17 protein-coding genes are annotated in these 16114 nt (G+C 72.5%); 11 read left to right on the plus strand and 6 right to left on the minus strand.

The window, feature by feature from the left end; genetic code table 11:
- The 5 genes from ACJX2R_RS00805 (at position 1) to ACJX2R_RS00825 (ending at position 5046) form a co-directional block, all read left to right on the plus strand.
- Positions 1 to 747 (plus strand): SDR family NAD(P)-dependent oxidoreductase, encoded by a 747-nt coding sequence (locus ACJX2R_RS00805; protein WP_413098254.1) that lies wholly within the window; start codon positions 1 to 3, stop codon positions 745 to 747.
- A gap of 43 nt (positions 748 to 790) precedes the next feature.
- Entirely contained in the window at positions 791 to 2074 is a 1284-nt protein-coding gene (locus tag ACJX2R_RS00810; RefSeq protein WP_413098255.1) for a CaiB/BaiF CoA transferase family protein, read from the plus strand.
- A complete protein-coding gene (locus ACJX2R_RS00815) occupies positions 2050 to 2832 on the plus strand; it encodes an enoyl-CoA hydratase/isomerase family protein (RefSeq protein ID WP_413098256.1) in 783 nt (260 codons plus the stop codon). Before ACJX2R_RS00810 ends, ACJX2R_RS00815 begins: the two co-directional genes overlap by 25 nt.
- A gap of 73 nt (positions 2833 to 2905) precedes the next feature.
- Positions 2906 to 4024 (plus strand): acyl-CoA dehydrogenase family protein, encoded by a 1119-nt coding sequence (locus tag ACJX2R_RS00820; protein ID WP_413098257.1) that lies wholly within the window; start codon positions 2906 to 2908, stop codon positions 4022 to 4024.
- Entirely contained in the window at positions 4021 to 5046 is a 1026-nt protein-coding gene (locus tag ACJX2R_RS00825) for an acyl-CoA dehydrogenase family protein (protein ID WP_413098258.1), read from the plus strand. The genes ACJX2R_RS00820 and ACJX2R_RS00825 overlap by 4 nt, the downstream gene beginning before the upstream one ends.
- A 29-nt stretch (positions 5047 to 5075) precedes the next feature.
- On the opposite strand, the gene ACJX2R_RS00830 is transcribed toward ACJX2R_RS00825, so the two are convergent.
- From ACJX2R_RS00830 to ACJX2R_RS00840, 3 genes are all read right to left on the minus strand, one after another.
- Positions 5076 to 5792, minus strand: a complete 717-nt coding sequence (locus ACJX2R_RS00830; protein WP_413098259.1) for a hypothetical protein — start codon at positions 5790 to 5792, stop codon at positions 5076 to 5078.
- 48 nt (positions 5793 to 5840) lie between these two features.
- Positions 5841 to 6707 carry an SDR family NAD(P)-dependent oxidoreductase gene (locus ACJX2R_RS00835; protein ID WP_413098260.1) on the minus strand — a complete coding sequence of 289 codons (867 nt, stop codon included), beginning with the start codon at positions 6705 to 6707 and terminating at the stop codon, positions 5841 to 5843.
- A 62-nt stretch (positions 6708 to 6769) separates the two neighbouring features.
- On the minus strand, positions 6770 to 8230 hold the full coding sequence (locus ACJX2R_RS00840) for an FAD-dependent oxidoreductase (protein WP_413098261.1): 1461 nt from the start codon (positions 8228 to 8230) through the stop codon (positions 6770 to 6772).
- A 273-nt stretch (positions 8231 to 8503) separates the two neighbouring features.
- Here ACJX2R_RS00840 and ACJX2R_RS00845 point away from each other — a divergent pair, with 273 nt between their 5' ends.
- Genes ACJX2R_RS00845 through ACJX2R_RS00870 form a run of 6 tightly spaced genes read left to right on the plus strand, consistent with a single transcriptional unit; the run spans position 8504 to position 14272 of the window.
- Positions 8504 to 9331, plus strand: coding sequence for a MaoC/PaaZ C-terminal domain-containing protein (locus ACJX2R_RS00845; protein WP_413098262.1), 828 nt, complete (start codon positions 8504 to 8506; stop codon positions 9329 to 9331).
- Positions 9328 to 10410 (plus strand): NAD(P)H-dependent flavin oxidoreductase, encoded by a 1083-nt coding sequence (locus ACJX2R_RS00850; RefSeq protein WP_413098263.1) that lies wholly within the window; start codon positions 9328 to 9330, stop codon positions 10408 to 10410. Before ACJX2R_RS00845 ends, ACJX2R_RS00850 begins: the two co-directional genes overlap by 4 nt.
- A gap of 47 nt (positions 10411 to 10457) precedes the next feature.
- Positions 10458 to 11216, plus strand: a complete 759-nt coding sequence (locus ACJX2R_RS00855) for an enoyl-CoA hydratase family protein (protein ID WP_413098264.1) — start codon at positions 10458 to 10460, stop codon at positions 11214 to 11216.
- Between the two features lie 3 nt (positions 11217 to 11219).
- Positions 11220 to 12350, plus strand: a complete 1131-nt coding sequence (locus ACJX2R_RS00860) for an acyl-CoA dehydrogenase family protein (protein WP_413098265.1) — start codon at positions 11220 to 11222, stop codon at positions 12348 to 12350.
- A gap of 9 nt (positions 12351 to 12359) precedes the next feature.
- Entirely contained in the window at positions 12360 to 13394 is a 1035-nt protein-coding gene (locus tag ACJX2R_RS00865; RefSeq protein ID WP_413098266.1) for an acyl-CoA dehydrogenase family protein, read from the plus strand.
- Complete coding sequence (locus ACJX2R_RS00870) at positions 13391 to 14272, plus strand: SDR family oxidoreductase (protein WP_413098267.1); 882 nt, start codon at positions 13391 to 13393, stop codon at positions 14270 to 14272. The genes ACJX2R_RS00865 and ACJX2R_RS00870 overlap by 4 nt, the downstream gene beginning before the upstream one ends.
- A 21-nt stretch (positions 14273 to 14293) precedes the next feature.
- Here ACJX2R_RS00870 and ACJX2R_RS00875 read toward each other — a convergent pair whose 3' ends face one another.
- Genes ACJX2R_RS00875 through ACJX2R_RS00885 form a run of 3 tightly spaced genes read right to left on the minus strand, consistent with a single transcriptional unit; the run spans position 14294 to position 16087 of the window.
- Positions 14294 to 14797, minus strand: a complete 504-nt coding sequence (locus ACJX2R_RS00875) for a flavin reductase family protein (RefSeq protein WP_413098268.1) — start codon at positions 14795 to 14797, stop codon at positions 14294 to 14296.
- A 34-nt stretch (positions 14798 to 14831) separates the two neighbouring features.
- Entirely contained in the window at positions 14832 to 15860 is a 1029-nt protein-coding gene (locus tag ACJX2R_RS00880) for a 2Fe-2S iron-sulfur cluster-binding protein (RefSeq protein ID WP_413098269.1), read from the minus strand.
- Positions 15857 to 16087: a ferredoxin gene (locus ACJX2R_RS00885; protein WP_413098270.1), complete on the minus strand. Its 231-nt coding sequence runs from the start codon at positions 16085 to 16087 to the stop codon at positions 15857 to 15859. Before ACJX2R_RS00885 ends, ACJX2R_RS00880 begins: the two co-directional genes overlap by 4 nt.
- Positions 16088 to 16114: the final 27 nt, after the last annotated feature.

A 16114-nucleotide genomic window follows, 5' to 3' on the forward strand; every position in this document is an offset into this window, starting at 1 on the left:
ATGTTCGACCTCACGGGCCATGTGGCCCTGGTGACCGGAGCGGGCCAGAACGCCGGGGCCGGGATCGCCCGCGCGCTGGCGGAGCAGGGCGCCGCGGTCGCGGTCAACGACCTCCGCCCCGAGCGGGCCGGGGCGACGTGTGCCGAGATCGAGAAGGCTGGGCGCACCGCCACGCCGGTGCCGTTCGACGTCACCGACCTCGACGCCGTACGGAAAGGGGTCGCCCGGGCCCGGGACGCGCTGGGCGGGCCCGTCGACATCCTGGTGAACAACGCCGGGATCCCGGGCGACATGGGCTACGGGCCGTTCCGGGACATCGAGCCCGGACGGTGGCACGGGCCGGTCGAGATCAACCTGTTCGGGGCGATGAACTGCGTGCACAGCGTCCTGCCCGGCATGCGTGAGGTGAGCTGGGGACGCATCGTGCAGATCTCCTCGGGCGCCGGCCGGACCGGCCTGTCGATCGGGGTGTCGCTCTACGGATCCGGCAAGAGCGGCGTCGAGGGCTTCATCCGGCACATCTCCCAGGAGGAGGCGACTGCCGGGATCACCGCGAACACGCTGGCGCTCGGGCTGATGCAGAGCGCGGGCGGGCCGGGCGTCGCCGACATCGCGGCGGGCATTCCCGTCGGGCGCCTCGGCCGGCCCGAGGACGTGGGGGCGGCCGTCGCCTTCCTCGCCTCGCCCGAGGCGTCCTGGTTGACCGGTCAGACGATCGATCTCAACGGCGGCAGCGTCACCCGCTGAGCGTCCGGGCGTCACGGACCGACCGGAAGAAGGGCCAGGGACTGTGGGGTTCCCGCTGGCAGGCGTACGCGTCATCGACGTGAGTTCCACGTTCATGGGGCCGTACTGCACGATGCTCCTCGCCCAGTGGGGAGCCGAGGTGATCAAGGTGGAGGCGCCGGGCGGCGATGTGGTCAGGAAGATCGGGGACGTACGCGGCACCTCCATGGGCCCGGTCTTCCTCAACGTCAACCGGGGCAAGCGCAGCGTGCTGCTCGACCTGAAGCAGGACGGCGGGCGCGCGGTTCTGGAGCGCCTGGTGGCGGGCGCGGACGTCGTGGTGCACAACCTCAGGCCGGAGGCCGCCGAGCGCCTGGGCCTGTCGGCGGACGCCGTCCTGCGGGCCAACCCGCGTGCCGTGCACTGTGCGTTCCGCGGCTTCGCCGCCGGCGGTCCGTACGCGGACCGGCCCGCTTACGACGACGTCATCCAGGCGGCCAGTGGCATGGCCGCCGTGCAGGGGGGAGCCGGTGGCGCGGAGTACGTCCGCACCGCCGCGGCGGACAAGACCGTCGGTCTGATGGGGGCGGCGGCCGTACTGGCGGCGCTGCGGGGCCGCGACGCCACGGGCGAGGGCCAGGTGGTGGAGGTACCCATGCTGGAGACCATGGCCGGCTTCATGCTGCTCGAACAGCAGGGCGGCTGGGTGTTCGACCCGCCAGCCGGTCCGGCGGGATACGCCCGCACGGCCTCGCCGCATCGCAGGCCCTGCCGGACCAAGGATGGGCATCTGGCCGTGATGATCTACACGGATGCCCAGTGGCGCGCGTTCTTCGCATGCATAGGCCGGCCGGAACTCGCCGGCGAACCCAAATACCGCACCATCCGTGAGCGCACCGAGCACATCGACGAGCTGTACGCGCTTCTCAACGCCGAGATGGCGACCAGGACGACCGACGAGTGGCTGGCCGAGTTGGAGCGGCGGGACGTCCCCGCCGCCCGGGTCAACACGGTCACCGACCTGTTCACCGACCCGCATCTGACGGCCACCGGCTTCTTCGAGAAAGTCGACCATCCCAGCGAAGGTCCCCTCCGGCTGCCACGACAGCCCGTGCGCTTCGGCCCCGCCCCGTTCCCGGGAGACCACGGCGAGCGCATGCCGCACGCGCCGCTGCTGGGCGAGCACAGCCTCGACGTGGCGCGCGAGGCCGGTCTCGACGAGCACGAGATCGAACGCCTCGTCACCTCGGGGGCGCTGGGCGTGCCCGGCAGGGGGCGGCACACGCAGGACACCGGTGAGACGAACGGCGGACAAGGACGACGATGGCAGACCTGGAATACTCCGTGAAGGACCACATCGCCACGATTCTGCTGAATCGACCGCACCGCAGGAACGCGTTCACCCTGGCCATGGTCGACGCCTGGGCGGACTGCCTGCGCCGGGCCGAGGACGATCCTCAGGTGCGCGTCATCGTCGTCACCGGTGCGGGCGGCGCCTTCTGTTCCGGGGTGGACCTCTCCGACTTCAAGGGGGAGCGGCGCGATCCGCTGGGCGAGAAGGAACTGCTGACCCGGCGGGTGCACCGGGTGGCGCTGACGCTGGAGGACGTCTCCAAGCCAGTGCTCGCCGCGGTCGACGGCCCGGCCGTGGGCGCCGGGATGGACATGGCGCTGCTGTGCGACATGCGGTTCGCGTCGCGCGCCGCACGGTTCAGCGAGGGCTACATCAGGGTCGGGCTCCTCCCGGGTGACGGCGGGTGCTGGCTGCTGCCGCGCGCGGTCGGCACCTCGACGGCGTTGCGCCTGCTGTGGACCGGCGACTTCGTGGCGGCCGAGGAGGCACTGCGGATCGGGCTCGTCGAGGAGGTGTTCGAGGTGGACGAACTCCTCGACGCCGTGTACGCCTTCGCCGGACGCCTCGTCGAACGGCCTCCGGCCGCCATCCAGTTGATCAAGCGTGCGGTGCGGCAGGGCGCCCGCCACGACCTGCGGACCGCGCTCGACCTCATCTCCTCCCACCAGGCCGTGATCACGTCGACCCGGGACTCGGCCGAGGCGTACACCGCCTTCCGGGAGAAGCGGCCGGGGCTCTTCACCGGCCGCTGATCGCAGCGCCCTGCGGCCCCCTTCGCCGTACGCCCCGACGCCCCCGTCGTACATCCCCATGAAAGGCCCCGCCATGAACCGATCCGCGCCCCTGGAGGGCTGCGCCGAACTGCGGACCCGGGTCAGGGAGCTCACCGCGTCCTGGCGGTCCGCCGGCCGGTACGTGCCGCGCAGCGACTCCTGGCTGCGCTCGTTCGACCCGGAGTTCAGCAAGGCGCTCGCCGCGGACGGACTGATCGCCATGACGTTTCCGAGGGAGTTCGGTGGCGCGGGGCGCAGCAATCTCGAGCGGCTGGCCGTCACCGAGGAGCTGCTGCGAGCGGGGGCGCCCGTCGCGGCGCACTGGATCGGCGACCGGCAGATCGGACCGGCGGTCCTGCGGCACGGCAGCCGTGCGCTACAGGAGGAGATCCTGCCGGCGATCGCGTCCGCCGAGGCCGTGTTCTGCCTGGGGATGAGCGAGCCCGAGGCCGGCTCGGACCTCGCCGCCGTACGGACGTCCGCGACCGCGGTCGACGGGGGATGGCTGATCTCCGGGCACAAGATCTGGACGAGTCACGCGCACCGGGCGACGCACGCCTACGTGCTGGCGCGGACCGCGCGGACGGAGCGCAAGCACGAAGGGCTGACCGAGTTCGTCCTCGACATGCACGCCGACGGCGTCTCCACGACACCGATCGTGGACCTCGCCGGTGAACACCACTTCAACGAGGTGCGCTTCGAGGAGGTGTTCGTCCCTGCGCACCGGGTGATCGGCGAGGTCGGCAACGGCTGGCGGCAGGTGGTCGAGCAGCTGTCGTTCGAGCGGGGCGGCGCAGAACGGGTCCTGTCCAGCTATCCCGTCCTCGTCGAGCTGATCGCCCACGCCGCCGAGGGGGATGACAGGGAACTCAGGTCGCTCCTGGGATCGTTGGTGGCCCGGCTGGCGGTGCTGCGGCGCCTGTGCTGGGACGTGGCCGGGTCCATGGATGCGGGGAGGGCGCCGGTGCGGGAGGCAGCCGCGCTGAAGTACCTGGGGAACGCCTTCGAGCACGACGTCATCGAAGCGTTGCGCCGCACCGGTTCCTGCCGCGAGCCCTCCCCCGACGGCGTCTACGGACAGGCGCTGCTCGCCTCTCCCGGCTTTGGGTTGCGCGGCGGCGCGGCCGAGGTCCTGCTGTCCCTCATCGCCCGTGAGGAGAACCGGTCATGAGCGAGTACACCACGGAACTGCGCGAACTGGTGGGATCCGTCGTCCCGGACGACGGCAGTACGCCGACCCCCGGCCGGGCGAGGGAGGTGTGGGCCCGGCTGCGCGAACTGGGGCTGCCGAGGATCGGCACGCCCGAGGACTGCGGCGGATCGGGCGGCACCCTGGACGACCTGCTGGTGGTCGTCCAGGCGCTGGCCGCACGCGGCGTCGGCGTGCCGGTGGTCGAGGCCTCGGTGGCGGATTGGGTAATCGGCCACGTCCGGCCGCTGGACGACGCACTCGCCACCGTGGCCCTGGAGAACCCGTCGCGGGCGGTCTCGGTGGACACCGACGGGAGGATCATGGGGGAACTCAGGGCCGTGCCCTGGGCGCGGGACGCGACACTCCTCGTGGTCGCCGGGCAGGGACGGGAGACGATGCTCGTCGACCTGCGGCACGAGTCGGTGACCGTGGAGGAGGGCGAGAACCTGGCCGGGGAGCCACGGGACACGGTGCTGCTGGACGGCGCTCCGGCCACGCCTGTCGCCTCCGGCCCCGGGTACGAGGCGGTCCGCTCGCGCCTGGCCCTGCTGTGGTCGGCCGCCGTGACCGGCGCCGCGCACGGCGCGTACCGGCTGACCAAGGCCTACGTCTCCGGGCGGCGGCAGTTCGACGCACCCTTGCTGCGGCTCCCGGCGGTGTCCTCCGGGCTGGCGCTGATGAGGGTTCAGCTGGTGCAGGCGGACGCGGCCCTGGCGCTGGCCCGGGACGCGGTGGCGACGGCCGGCGCCGGGGATGCGGCCGTGGCCTCGGCCCGCGTCACCACGGCCCGGACCGCGTCCGAGGCGGCCCGCCTGGCACACCAGTTGCACGGCGCCATGGGCGTCACCCAGGAGTACCCACTGCACCACTTCACCCGTCGGCTGTGGGCGTGGCGCGATGCTGTGGCGGCCGAACACGAGTGGGCCGGTGAACTCGGCACAGTGGCCGCGGAGTCGGGCGAGGATGCCGTCTGGACCCGGCTGACCGCCACCGGCAGGTGAGAAGCCGCGCTTGTCCCGCTCCGGCGAGGCTAGGAAATGGGTGAGTTGAACGCGTTGCGCTCGCGGCCCGGACCGGTGAAGACGAAGTCCAGCTCCACCACCGAGCCGAACAGGCTGAGCCCCGTGGCGAACAGATCGGTGCGGATGTGTACCTGGACGCCGTGCCGCCCGTAGGCGTACTCCTCCGTCCGGGAGAACACCTCGGAGGCCGCCATGCGCTCGTCGATCTCCCGGTCGCCGTCCTCGCCACGGGCCTTGAGAATCTGCATGCCCTGGATGCGGGAGCCGAACTCGGCCTTCGATGCCATCTCCGCGTGCAGCCCGGTCACCGCGGCCTCCAGGTCCTCCAGCCGGCCGTAGTGGAGGCCGAAGTGCAGGTACGACTCCGGCCATTGGGCCCGCTGGTCGAGGAAGGCGGTCAGCGCCGGGTGCGGGGCGTGGGTGCCGAGGCCCAGTTGCTTCGCGATGACGGCCTCCAGTTCGAGCTGGGCGGGCTTCAGCGCGAAGAGGTAGACGATGTTGTCGGCGCGGGCCGGGGTGTCCCGGTCCATCGCGATGACGTACAGCGGTTCGTCGGAGAACTGGTTGGGGAACTCCTGGACCCGGGCGCCGAGCAGTTCGAAGAACCGGGTCGCGAGGGCCCGCTCGCCCGGCCGGAAGTGGAGGGCGAGGTGGCCCAGGCTCGTGCTGGGCAGGGGTACGGTCGCTGCCGGTGTGCGCTCGGGCGCGGTGTTCGGCGACGTCATGGCGTGGTCATCTCCTCGTGACGCGGGTGCGCGGCGGGCGGGGCTGGTTCACTTCGGCCGCGGGGCGGTGAAGCGGCTGCGGGCGGCGGCCGGCGACCGCCGCGCGGCCAGTTGTTCCGCGCGGGCGCGCATGGCGGCCAGGACCGATCCGGGCTGGGTGACGATGTAGAACTCGCCGTCCGCGGCCTGTTGCAGGATGGTCTCGGCCGCCTCCTGCGGGCTGATGGCCCGCTCACGGACCTGGAACATGGCCTCCCGCTCTTGTTCGGCGGCGGTCAGGTCGCCGCTGTCGACCCCGCCCGCGTCGTCGAAGATGCGGGAGGTCACGGCCCCGGGCAGCACGGCGCTCACGTGGATGTGCCGGGCGCCGGCCAGGGCGACCTCCTGGTGCAGGCACTCGGTCATGGAGAGGACGGCGTGCTTGCTCATGATGTACGGCGTCTGTAGCGGCCACGCGGTGACGGCGCCGATGGACGCCATGTTCAGGACCCACGCCGGTTCGGACTGGGTCAACAGGTGGGGCATGAAGGCCCGGATGCCGTGGAAGACACCGTTGATGTTGATCGCCACGAGACGTTCCCAGTTGACCACCGGGGTGTCCCAGAGGTAGCCGAACTGGAGCACGCCCGCGTTGTTGACGAGCAGGCGGAGCGGCCCCGACTCCTTGGTCACGCGGTCCGCCAGATTCTGTACGGCGGCCGCGTCCCGTACGTCGACGACCGCGGGGGTAGCGCGTCCGCCGTCGTCCGTTATATCCGAACACGTCCGCTCCAGAGCGGTCTCGTCGACATCGGCGAGCACGACGTTCATCCCGAGCGCCAGTGCGGCGTGCCGGGCGAGTCCCGCTCCCACACCGGCGGCCGCGCCGGTGATCACCGCTGTGCCGCCGCCGAACACCTCGGCCGATCCCGCCATCGTCTCCCCTTTCCCCTCTCCTGACGTGTCTCCGCACGACGAGCGCCACCGCGCCTGGTGTGTCACCGTCGCGCCGCCGCCCGTCCGGCTCTGCGGCCGAAGAAGCTCCCGTCGCCCAGGGAGATGCCGCTGGCGTACCCGCCAGCGGCGACACCGGCGGTCGTACGGCCCGCCGCGTACAGGCCCGCGATCGGCTCGCCGTCGACGTCGAGGACGGCGCCGTCGACGTCGGTGCGCAGCCCGCCGAGGGTGAACCCGGACGTCTGGCCGCGCAGGTCGTAGACGCCGTAGGGCGGGCGCAGCGGCCGTACCCACGCGGCCGCCTTGTGGTGCACCGGGTCGTGGCCCTCTGCGGCGTGCCGGTTGTACAGGGCGAGCGTCGCCGCCAGCGCGCCGGACGGCACCTCCATGGCCTCCTCCAGTTCGGCCGGGTCGTCGCTCACCCAGCGGGGCTGGGGCGGTGGCAGCGTCGCCGACGGCGCCCGGCCGGCCGTCGCGGCCTCGGCGCCCTCCTCGTCGACGACGGCGAAGCCCTGGCTGCCGTGGCGCATCAGCAGTTCCTGGCCGATCCGGCCCGGGTACGTGTCCTCGTTGATCACGCGCTCGCCCCTGGCATTGACCACGATCCCCCGGATCATCAGGCCGGGGTCGGTGTGGACGGCGGCCTCGCAGGACCACAGGTGGGCGACGTCCGCACCGAGGGCCTGAGCGGCGCGGATCGCGCGGCCGTCGTGCTGCTCCACGGCCGAGCCGGGCCGCCCGCTGAGCGCCGGAACGTGCCGGGCGATCATGTCGGCGTCGTAGGTGAAGCCTCCGGCCGCGAGCACGACACCGCGCCGCGCCCGGATCGCCACCTCTTCGCCGAGGCCGCGGGCGATCACCCCGCACACCCGTCCGTCGTCGGCCACGACGAGCCGCTGGAAGCGGGTGTCGTAGCGGACGCGGGCGCCGGACTCCTCGGCGGTGGTGGCCAGGTGCAGCATGAGCAGGTATCCGGCGCCGCGTTCGCCGGTGCGTTTGTCCGCCATCCGCGGCAGGTGTCCGCGGGGCGCGGGCGGGGCGATGTCGGCGAACGGGTGCGCGTTCTCCCCGCCGGAGTACATCAGCCCCTCGTCCCCGGGAGGCTCCCACGCCGGCCGGTCGAAGAAGGCCGCGCGGAACGGTACTCCGCACCGCACCAGCCAGTCGAAGTGTTCGACGCTGCGCTCGGCGTAGACCGCGATCTTCGCGGCGTCGGCCGCGGGGCCCATGGCCGCGGTCAGGAAACGGTGCATGGCCTCCGGGGTGTCGTGGAATCCGCAGGCCCGTTGCAGTCCGGTGCCGCCGCCGAGGTAGATGAATCCGCCCGCGAGGGCGGCGGCGCCGCCCCAGCCCCCGGTGTGTTCCACGACGAGCACGTCCGCGCCCTCGGCCGCGGCGCCGATCGCGGCGGCCGCTCCGGCGACGCCGTATCCGACGACCACGACCTCGGCCTCATCAGCCCACTCGCGGACCCCGGCGGCGCGCAGCGGTCGCGCGGTCATGCCGACCGCCCTGGCGCGCCGACCGCCGAAGGTCCCCGTCTCGTCCGGCGGGGGTTGTGCCGACGCTCCAGAGCGATCCGCATCTCCGGCTCCCTTCTCCACCGCACCTCCCTACCGTGCACGTCCGGGCGGAGGCATCGACGGATCTCGCTGAGCGGGAGCCGGGCGGGAGCCGGGGGCGCTCACCGACCTGGCGGCGGCGCCATTGACTCGTGCCGAGCTCGTTCCCTACGCTCCATCAACCAAGCGAGCGCTTGATTGGGAGAGGGTGCGATGGACCAGCAGGAACTGGAGCCGGCCGGCCGATGGCGGGGCCGTGAACTCGGCAGCAGGGCGGTCTCGTACGACGAGCGGGACGCGATGCTCTACGCCCTGGCCGTGGGCGCCCACCCGGTCGACGACCTGGACCTGGTCTTCGAACGCGAACTGCGCGTACTGCCCACCTTCGCCCTGACCCTCGCCCAATGGGCACCGGACGTGCTGGCGAGCCGGGGGGCTTTCGGCGACGCCGCCGCGCTGCACGGCGCACAGCGACTGACGGTCCACAAGCCGCTGCCACCGTCCGGTGAGGTGACGTGCTCGGCCACCGTTGCCGAGGTGTGGGACAAGGGTGGGGCCGCGGTGTTCGACGTGGCGGTGGACAGCGCGTACTTCCACGCGGTGTGGTCGGTCTTCGCCCCGGGCCGCGGCGGATTCGGCGGCGTGCGGGGGCCGGGCCGTCCGTCCGCACCCGAGCAAGTCCCCACCCACCGGGTGCGGTTGGAGACCATTCCCGCCCAGGCGGCCCTGTACCGGCTCACCGGGGACCGGCACCTCATCCACATCGACCCCACAGCCGCCGCGGCCATCGGGCAGCCGCGCCCGATCCTGCACGGACTGTGCACCCTGGCCGGCACCGCACTGCGGCTCGCCGACGCCCTCGGCGCCCACCCCGCCGAACTGGCCGAGTTGGAGGGTCGGTTCGCCGCACCGGTCCTGCCGGGTGACACGCTCGACATCACCGCCTGGCAGGACGGGGACCGAGCCGCCTTCGAGGTCGCGCGGGCGGGCGAAATTGTGCTGTCCGGGGGCCGGATCCGCTTCCAGGGAGACTCGGCATGACCGCCCCCATCCACCCCGCCCTGCACACACCCCTGTGCGACCTGGTCGGCGTCCGCTACCCGATCGTGCAGACCGGTATGGGATATGTCTCCGGCCCCGAGCTCACCGCGGCCACCGCGGCGGCCGGCGGCCTGGGCATCCTGGCCAGTGCGACCCTCACCCTGGAGCAGACCCGCGACGCGATCCGCGCCGTCCGGGAGCGCACCGACGCGCCGTTCGGTGTGAACATGCGAGGTGACGCGCCCGACGTCCTGGAGCGCGGAGACCTCCTGGTGCGCGAGGGTGTGAAGATCGCGTCCTTCGCGCTGGCGCCCAACGAATACGTCATCCGCAAGCTGAAGGACTCCGGTCTGGTCGTCATCCCGTCCATCGGCGCCCGCCGTCACGCCGAGAAGGTTCAGGCGTGGGGGGTGGACGCCGTCGTCGTGCAGGGCGGCGAAGGCGGCGGCCACACCGGCGGCGTGCCGACCTCGATCCTGGTCCCCCAGATCGTGGACGCGGTCGACATCCCGGTCATCGCGGCCGGCGGCTTCCGGGACGGCCGCGGACTGGTCGCCGCGCTCGCGCAGGGCGCCGTGGGTATCGCGATGGGCACCCGCTTCCTGCTGACCAGCGACAGCATCGTGCGCGACTCGGTCAAGGCCGAGTACCTGGGGCGCGGAGTCACCGACACCGTCGTCACCCCGGTCCTCGACGGCATCCCGCAGCGCGTGCTGCGCACCGCGCCGGTGGAACGGCTGCTGAAGGAACGGGCACCGGCTCGCCTCGCCCGTTCGCTGCGGCACGCGATCGCCTTCCGGAAGGTGTCCGGCATCCCGTGGCCCGACATGGTCCGCGAGGGGCTCGCCATGCGCCGCGGCCACGGCCTGGGCTGGTCCCAGGTACTGATGGCGGCGAACACCCCGATGATGCTGCGCGCCAGCATGGTCGACGGCAGAACGGACCTGGGCACCCTGGCCTCCGGGCAGGTGGTGGGCGTGATCGAGGACCTGCCCAGCTGCAAGGAGCTCATCGAGCGCATCATCGCCGAGGCCGACGCCGTCCTCACCCGCCTGACCAACGCCGGAGCCGAGCGGTGACCGCCACCGACCGGTCCGCGCCGCCGCCCGTGGCACCAGGAGATCGTATGGGCCCCGAATTCATCAGGACCGCCGTCGACGAGCGCGGCATCGCCGAGGTCGTCGTCGACTGCCCACCGGTCAACGCCCTGCCGGTGGCGGGCTGGTACCGGCTGGCGGCGACGATCGGGCGACTCGGCGCCGACCCGGACGTGCGGGTGGTGCTGCTGCGCGCCGAAGGCCGCGGCTTCAACGCCGGCGTGGACATCAAGGAACTCCAGGCCGACAGCGGCCACACCGCCATTATCGGCGTGAACCGCGGCTGCTTCGCCGCCTTCGCCGCCATCTACGACTGCGCGGTGCCGGTCGTCTCCGCGGTGCACGGCTTCTGCCTGGGCGGCGGAATCGGTCTGGTCGGCAACTCGGATGTGATCGTCGCGTCCGAGGACGCCTACTTCGGGCTGCCCGAGGTGGACCGCGGCGCGCTGGGCGCCGCAACGCACCTGTCCCGGCTCGTCCCCCAGCACAAGGCCCGCGCCATGATGTACACCTGCGCCACCGCGAGCGCCGCCGAACTGCACGCCTTCGGATCCGTCCTGGACGTCGTATCGAACGACCGGTTGCGCGAGCGGGCCCTCGACGTCGCGCGCGAGATCGCCGAAAAGAATCCGGCGGTGATCCGCGCCGCCAAGGAGGCCTTCAACGGCATCGACCTGTGGGACGTCAAGCGCAGTTACCGCTACGAGCAGGGCTTCACCTTCGAGATCAACCTCTCCGGCGTGGCGCACCAGGTCCGGGACAGCTTCGGACGGAGCGGGGAGGCATAGGCGATGGACCTCACCTGGAGTCCCGAGGAGGAGGCGTTCCGCGAGGAGGCACGGGAATGGCTCGCGCGCAACGTACCGAAGAACCCGCTCCCGTCGGGCGACACCCGTGAGGGGTTCGCCGCCCACCTGGAGTGGGAGCGCGCGCTTTTCGAGGCCCGCTGGTCGGTCGTGTCCTGGCCCGAGGAGTACGGCGGTCGGGACGCGTCCCTGTGGCAGTGGCTGATCTTCGAAGACGAGTACTACCGCGCCGGCGCTCCCGCCAGGGTCACGCAGAACGGCATCTTCCTGCTGGCTCCCACCCTCTTCGCTTTCGGTACCGAGGAGCAGCAGCGCCGCATCCTGCCGCGGATGGCCGCCGCCCAGGACCTGTGGGCGCAGGGCTGGTCGGAGCCCGGGGCCGGCAGCGACCTGGCCGCCACCCGCAGCCGCGCGGTCCGCGACGAGGCCGCCGACGGCTGGCGACTGACCGGCCAGAAGACCTGGACGACCCGCGGGGCCTTCTGCACCCACCTGTTCGGCCTCTTCCGCACCGACCCGGACGCCGGACGCCACCGCGGCCTCACCTACTTCCTCCTCCCCCTGGACGCCCCCGGTGTCACGGTCCGGGGCTTCGAACGCCTCGACGGCGACGAGGGGTTCGCCGACGTGTTCCTCGACGACGTCTTCGTCCCCGACGCCGACGTGCTCGGCGAGGTCGGGGAGGGCTGGCGGGTGGCCATGGCGACGACCGGGTCCGAGCGCGGGCTGACCCTGCGCTCCCCCGGCCGCTTCCTGCACTCCGCCGACCGGCTGCTCGACCTGGCGCGGGCGAAGGGGCCGGGGGCACACCGGGACCGGGTCGTGCAGTCGTGGATCGAGGCGCAGGCGTACGAGCTGTTCACCCTGGAGCAGGTCACCTCGATCGTCGAGGGACGGCAGGTCGGCGCGGAGTCCAGCCTGAACAAGCTGTTCTGGTCCCAGCTCGACATCGCCCTGCACGAGACAGCCGTCGACCTGCTGGGGCCGGAAGCCGAGTTGGACGGCCCATGGAGCCGCGGCTTCCTCTTCTCCCTGGCAGGCCCCATCTACGCCGGGTCGAACGAGATCCAGCGCAACATCGTCGCCGAGCGGCTGCTCGGCCTGCCGAGGAGGTGACCGGAAGCGATGCGCTTCGCCGTAGCCGAACAGGACACGGCCCTTGCCGAGGCGGCCGGCGAAATACTGGCCAAGCGGGCGGGCTCCGAGCAGATCAGGGCCGGCTGGCCCGGCGGCCGTACCGAAGACCTCGACGCCGTGTGGCGCACCCTCGCCCAGGTCGGGATCACCGCCACCCTGGTCCCCGAGGGTCCGGGCGGCCTCGGACTCGACGAGAATGCCTTGCCCCCGCTGATGGAGGCCCTGGGCCGCAGTGGCCTTCCGGTGCCCGCCGCGGAGACGGTGGCCGTGGGCGCTCCGCTGCTGGCCGCCGCCGAAGCGCCCCAACTGTCCTCTGTGCTGGACGGATCAGCGCTTCTCACGGTTTCCCTCAGCTCCGACGCCCCGGTCCCCTTCGCCGCCCGCGCCGATCTGATCGCCGTACTGGACCACGACAGGTTGCGGCTGTTCACCCGCGACGAGGTGCACATCGAACCGCTCGACTCGGTAGACGGCTCCCGTGGGTCGGCCCGGGTCGCCCCCCGAGTCGGCGGAGGACTGTTGCTGGCCGAAGGGCCGGAGGCACTGGCCGTCGCACGGCGACGCGGTGTGCTGGCCACGTCCGCCCTGCTGGTCGGGCTCAGTGAACGGATGCTCGAACTGACCGTGACCTACGTCCAGCAGCGCCACCAGTTCGGGGTACCGGTCGGCTCGTTCCAGGCGGTCAAGCACGCCCTGGCCGACGTGGAGCTGGCGGTGCGGTTCGCCCGCCCGGCGGTCCTCGCGGCGGGCTGGGCGCAGGCGGCCGGGGATCCGGAGGCAGCCGTGCGTACGTCGATGGCCAAGGTGCTCGCCTCGGACGCGGCCCGCGAGGCGGCCCGTACGGCGATCCAGTGCCACGGTGCCATGGGCTACACCACCGAGTACGACCTCCACCTGTACGCCAAGCGGGCCTGGGCGCTGGCGGCGGACTGGGGCGGCCCGGCGGAGCACCGGGAGTTCATCGCGCGGCGGCTCGGTCTCGCCGACGCGGCCGGCATTGTCAGCGAAGGAGCGGTAACGTGAGCGGAATCTGTCGGGACCGGGTCGTCGTCGTGACCGGAGCGGGCCAGGGTCTGGGCCGCGAACACGCCCTCGCGCTGGCCGCGGAGGGGGCCCTGGTTGTGGTCAACGACCTCGGCGAGTCGGCGAAGGCCGTGGCCGAGGAGATCAACGCGGCTGGTGGCACCGCTGTCGCCGATCTCGGCGACGTCAGCGACTGGGGTTACGCAAAGGAGCTGATCGGCGGTGCCATCAGCAGGTTCGGCACCCTGGACGCGCTGGTGAACAACGCGGGCATCAACCGCGACCGGATGCTGGTGTCCATGACCGAGGCCGAGTGGGACCTGGTCCTGAAGGTCAACCTCAAGGGGCACGCCGCACCGCTGCGGCACGCCGCCGCGTACTGGCGCGAGCGGAGCAAGCAGGGCCACCCGGTGGACGCCCGCATCGTCAACACCAGTTCCGGCGCCGGGCTGATGGGCAGCGTCGGCCAGGGCAACTACGGTGCCGCGAAGGCCGGCATCACCACGCTCACTGTGATCGCGGCCGCCGAACTGGCCCGGTACGGCGTCACGGTGAACGCGATCGCCCCTTCCGCCCGCACCCCGATGACCGAGGCGGTCGGGGCGTTCGCCGAGAAGATGCGCGTGCCGGAGTCCGGCTTCGACGCCATGCACCCGGGCAATGTCTCGCCGCTCGTCGTGTGGCTGGCCTCCGCCGACTCGGGCGAGGTCACCGGGCGGGTCTTCGAGGCCGAGGGGGGTGTGATCAGCGTCGCCGACGGCTGGCAGCACGGGCCGCGGCGGGTCCGCGAGCGCCGCTGGTCTCCCGCCGAGGTCGGCCCGGCCGTGCGGGAGATGCTCACCGAAGCACCCGCTCAGGCCCCGGTCTACGGGGCCTGAGCGGGGCATGGGCACACGCGCTCAGCGTCGGCTCGGTGTGAGCGCCGCAACCGGTACGTCGTGGCCGCCCCGGAAATAGAGCAGAGGTCCGTCCTGCCGCTCGACGCGTAGCTCCCGCACCCGGCCCACGACGATGTCGTGGTCGCCGCCGTCGTACACGGCCTCGATCGTGCAGCCGAGCCACGCCAGGACGCCGTCGAGCACGACGGTCCCACCGGGCGTGCGGCGGGAGCCGACCGCGTCGAACTTGGGCGCGGACGTGCTGCCGAACGCCTCACAGACCTCGCGCTGGTCCTCGGCCAGGACGTTGACCCCGAAGCGGCCGGAGCGGCGGATGCGCGGCCAACTCGTGGAGGCCCGCCCCGGGCAGAACAGCACCAGGGGCGGGTCGAGGGACAGCGACGAGAACGCCTGGCAGGCCAGGCCGAGCTGATCGTCGCCGTCGAGGCCGGTGATCACGGTGACTCCGGTGGCGAACTGCCCCAGGGCGGTGCGGAACACCGTCGCGTTCACGCTGGGCAGCATCGGACCTCCTTCGGTGGGCGGTGAGCCGGTCGGCTCAGTCGTAGACGACCTCGACGTGTTCCGTGAGCGGTACCGCCTGGCAGGCCAGGACGTAACCCTCGGCGAGGTCTTCGTCTTCCAGCACGGTGTTGCGCAGCAGCTTCACCTCGCCGTCGACGACCCGGCAGGCGCAGGCGCTGCACGCGCCCTCCCGGCAGGAGAACGGGGCGTCGAGGTCCTGGGCGCGCAGCAGGTCGAGCAGGGTGGTGCGGGCCGGCCACGGGAACGTCCGCCGCTCACCGTCGAGCTCGACGGTCACGGTCGTGGCGCCCGCCTGGTCGGAGGGCGGCTCCTGAGGCGCCGCGGCCAGGCTCACGAACGGGTCCGACGCGAGCGACCGATACTCCTCGGTCAGCACCCTGGCCCGGTCCATTCCCAGCTGCCGAAGCGCCTCGTCCGACACCCGCATGAAGGGGGCCGGTCCGCAGAGCATCGCGGCGTCGGCCCCGGCCCAGGAGCGGACCAGGGCCGCCAGCCGGTTCGCGTCGGGCAGGCCGTAAAGCGTCTCCAGCCAGTGGACCACCTGGATCCGGTCCGGATACTCCTCGGTCAGGCGCCGCAGTCCGGCCGCGAAGATCACCGACCGTTCGTCGCGGTTGGCGTACACCAGCACGGCCTTCCCGCCCTCGCGGGCCCGCGCCCGCAGGATCGACATCACCGGGGTGATGCCGCTGCCCGCCGCGAACAGCAGCAGGTCGCGGTGGCCGGGCGCGGGCGTGAACCGGCCGGCCGGGGGCAGCACGTCGATCGTGTCACCGGGGCGGAGCCGGTCGCAGATCCAGTTCGACGCCACGCCGCCGGGCACCCGTTTGACCGTGACGGTCGGGCGGGCGTCCCCCGGAGCGCTGGACAGCGAGTAGCAGCGGGCCGCCCAGCCATCCGGCGCCGGAACACGCAGGGTCAGGAACTGGCCGGGCCGGTAGAGGAGTTCGCCGCTCTCCTCGGCGTGGAAGGCGACGGACACCGCGTCGTCCGTCTCCGGTGTCACCTCGGCCACGCGCAGCGTGCGGATCGGGCCGGTCACTGATCGACCACCGCCAGCTCCCCCGCGCTCACCGCGCGTTCGATCGCCGCCCGCAGCCGGGTGCAGGTCGGGATCACTGCGGTCCTGGGCGGCCCGTCGACGGCGAGGGCTTCGGTGAACTCCACGCAGCCCTCGGCCCCGTCGGGCCACTGCACGGAGGTCTGCGCCAGGCTGCTCTTGCGCACCAGTACGGTGGTGGCGCAGCGCTCGCACGACACGGGGTGCACATGGGACGTCCTTTCCGGGTCCGCCAG

Origin of the sequence: Streptomyces sp. Inha503, assembly GCF_047215865.1 — a bacterium.
GTDB lineage: Bacteria > Actinomycetota > Actinomycetes > Streptomycetales > Streptomycetaceae > Streptomyces > Streptomyces lycopersici.

Bases quoted from the DNA above. Each gene is read 5' to 3' on its own strand.
- ACJX2R_RS00805 (WP_413098254.1), top strand. From the start codon at position 1: ATGTTCGACCTCACGGGCCATGTGGCCCTGGTGACCGGAGCGGGCCAG.
- ACJX2R_RS00815 (WP_413098256.1), top strand. From the start codon at position 2,050: ATGGCAGACCTGGAATACTCCGTGAAGGACCACATCGCCACGATTCTG.
- ACJX2R_RS00820 (WP_413098257.1), top strand. From the start codon at position 2,906: ATGAACCGATCCGCGCCCCTGGAGGGCTGCGCCGAACTGCGGACCCGG.
- ACJX2R_RS00825 (WP_413098258.1), top strand. From the start codon at position 4,021: ATGAGCGAGTACACCACGGAACTGCGCGAACTGGTGGGATCCGTCGTC.
- ACJX2R_RS00830 (WP_413098259.1), bottom strand. From the start codon at position 5,792: ATGACGTCGCCGAACACCGCGCCCGAGCGCACACCGGCAGCGACCGTA.
- ACJX2R_RS00835 (WP_413098260.1), bottom strand. From the start codon at position 6,707: ATGGCGGGATCGGCCGAGGTGTTCGGCGGCGGCACAGCGGTGATCACC.
- ACJX2R_RS00840 (WP_413098261.1), bottom strand. From the start codon at position 8,230: ATGACCGCGCGACCGCTGCGCGCCGCCGGGGTCCGCGAGTGGGCTGAT.
- ACJX2R_RS00845 (WP_413098262.1), top strand. From the start codon at position 8,504: ATGGACCAGCAGGAACTGGAGCCGGCCGGCCGATGGCGGGGCCGTGAA.
- ACJX2R_RS00850 (WP_413098263.1), top strand. From the start codon at position 9,328: ATGACCGCCCCCATCCACCCCGCCCTGCACACACCCCTGTGCGACCTG.
- ACJX2R_RS00855 (WP_413098264.1), top strand. From the start codon at position 10,458: ATGGGCCCCGAATTCATCAGGACCGCCGTCGACGAGCGCGGCATCGCC.
- ACJX2R_RS00860 (WP_413098265.1), top strand. From the start codon at position 11,220: ATGGACCTCACCTGGAGTCCCGAGGAGGAGGCGTTCCGCGAGGAGGCA.
- ACJX2R_RS00865 (WP_413098266.1), top strand. From the start codon at position 12,360: ATGCGCTTCGCCGTAGCCGAACAGGACACGGCCCTTGCCGAGGCGGCC.
- ACJX2R_RS00875 (WP_413098268.1), bottom strand. From the start codon at position 14,797: ATGCTGCCCAGCGTGAACGCGACGGTGTTCCGCACCGCCCTGGGGCAG.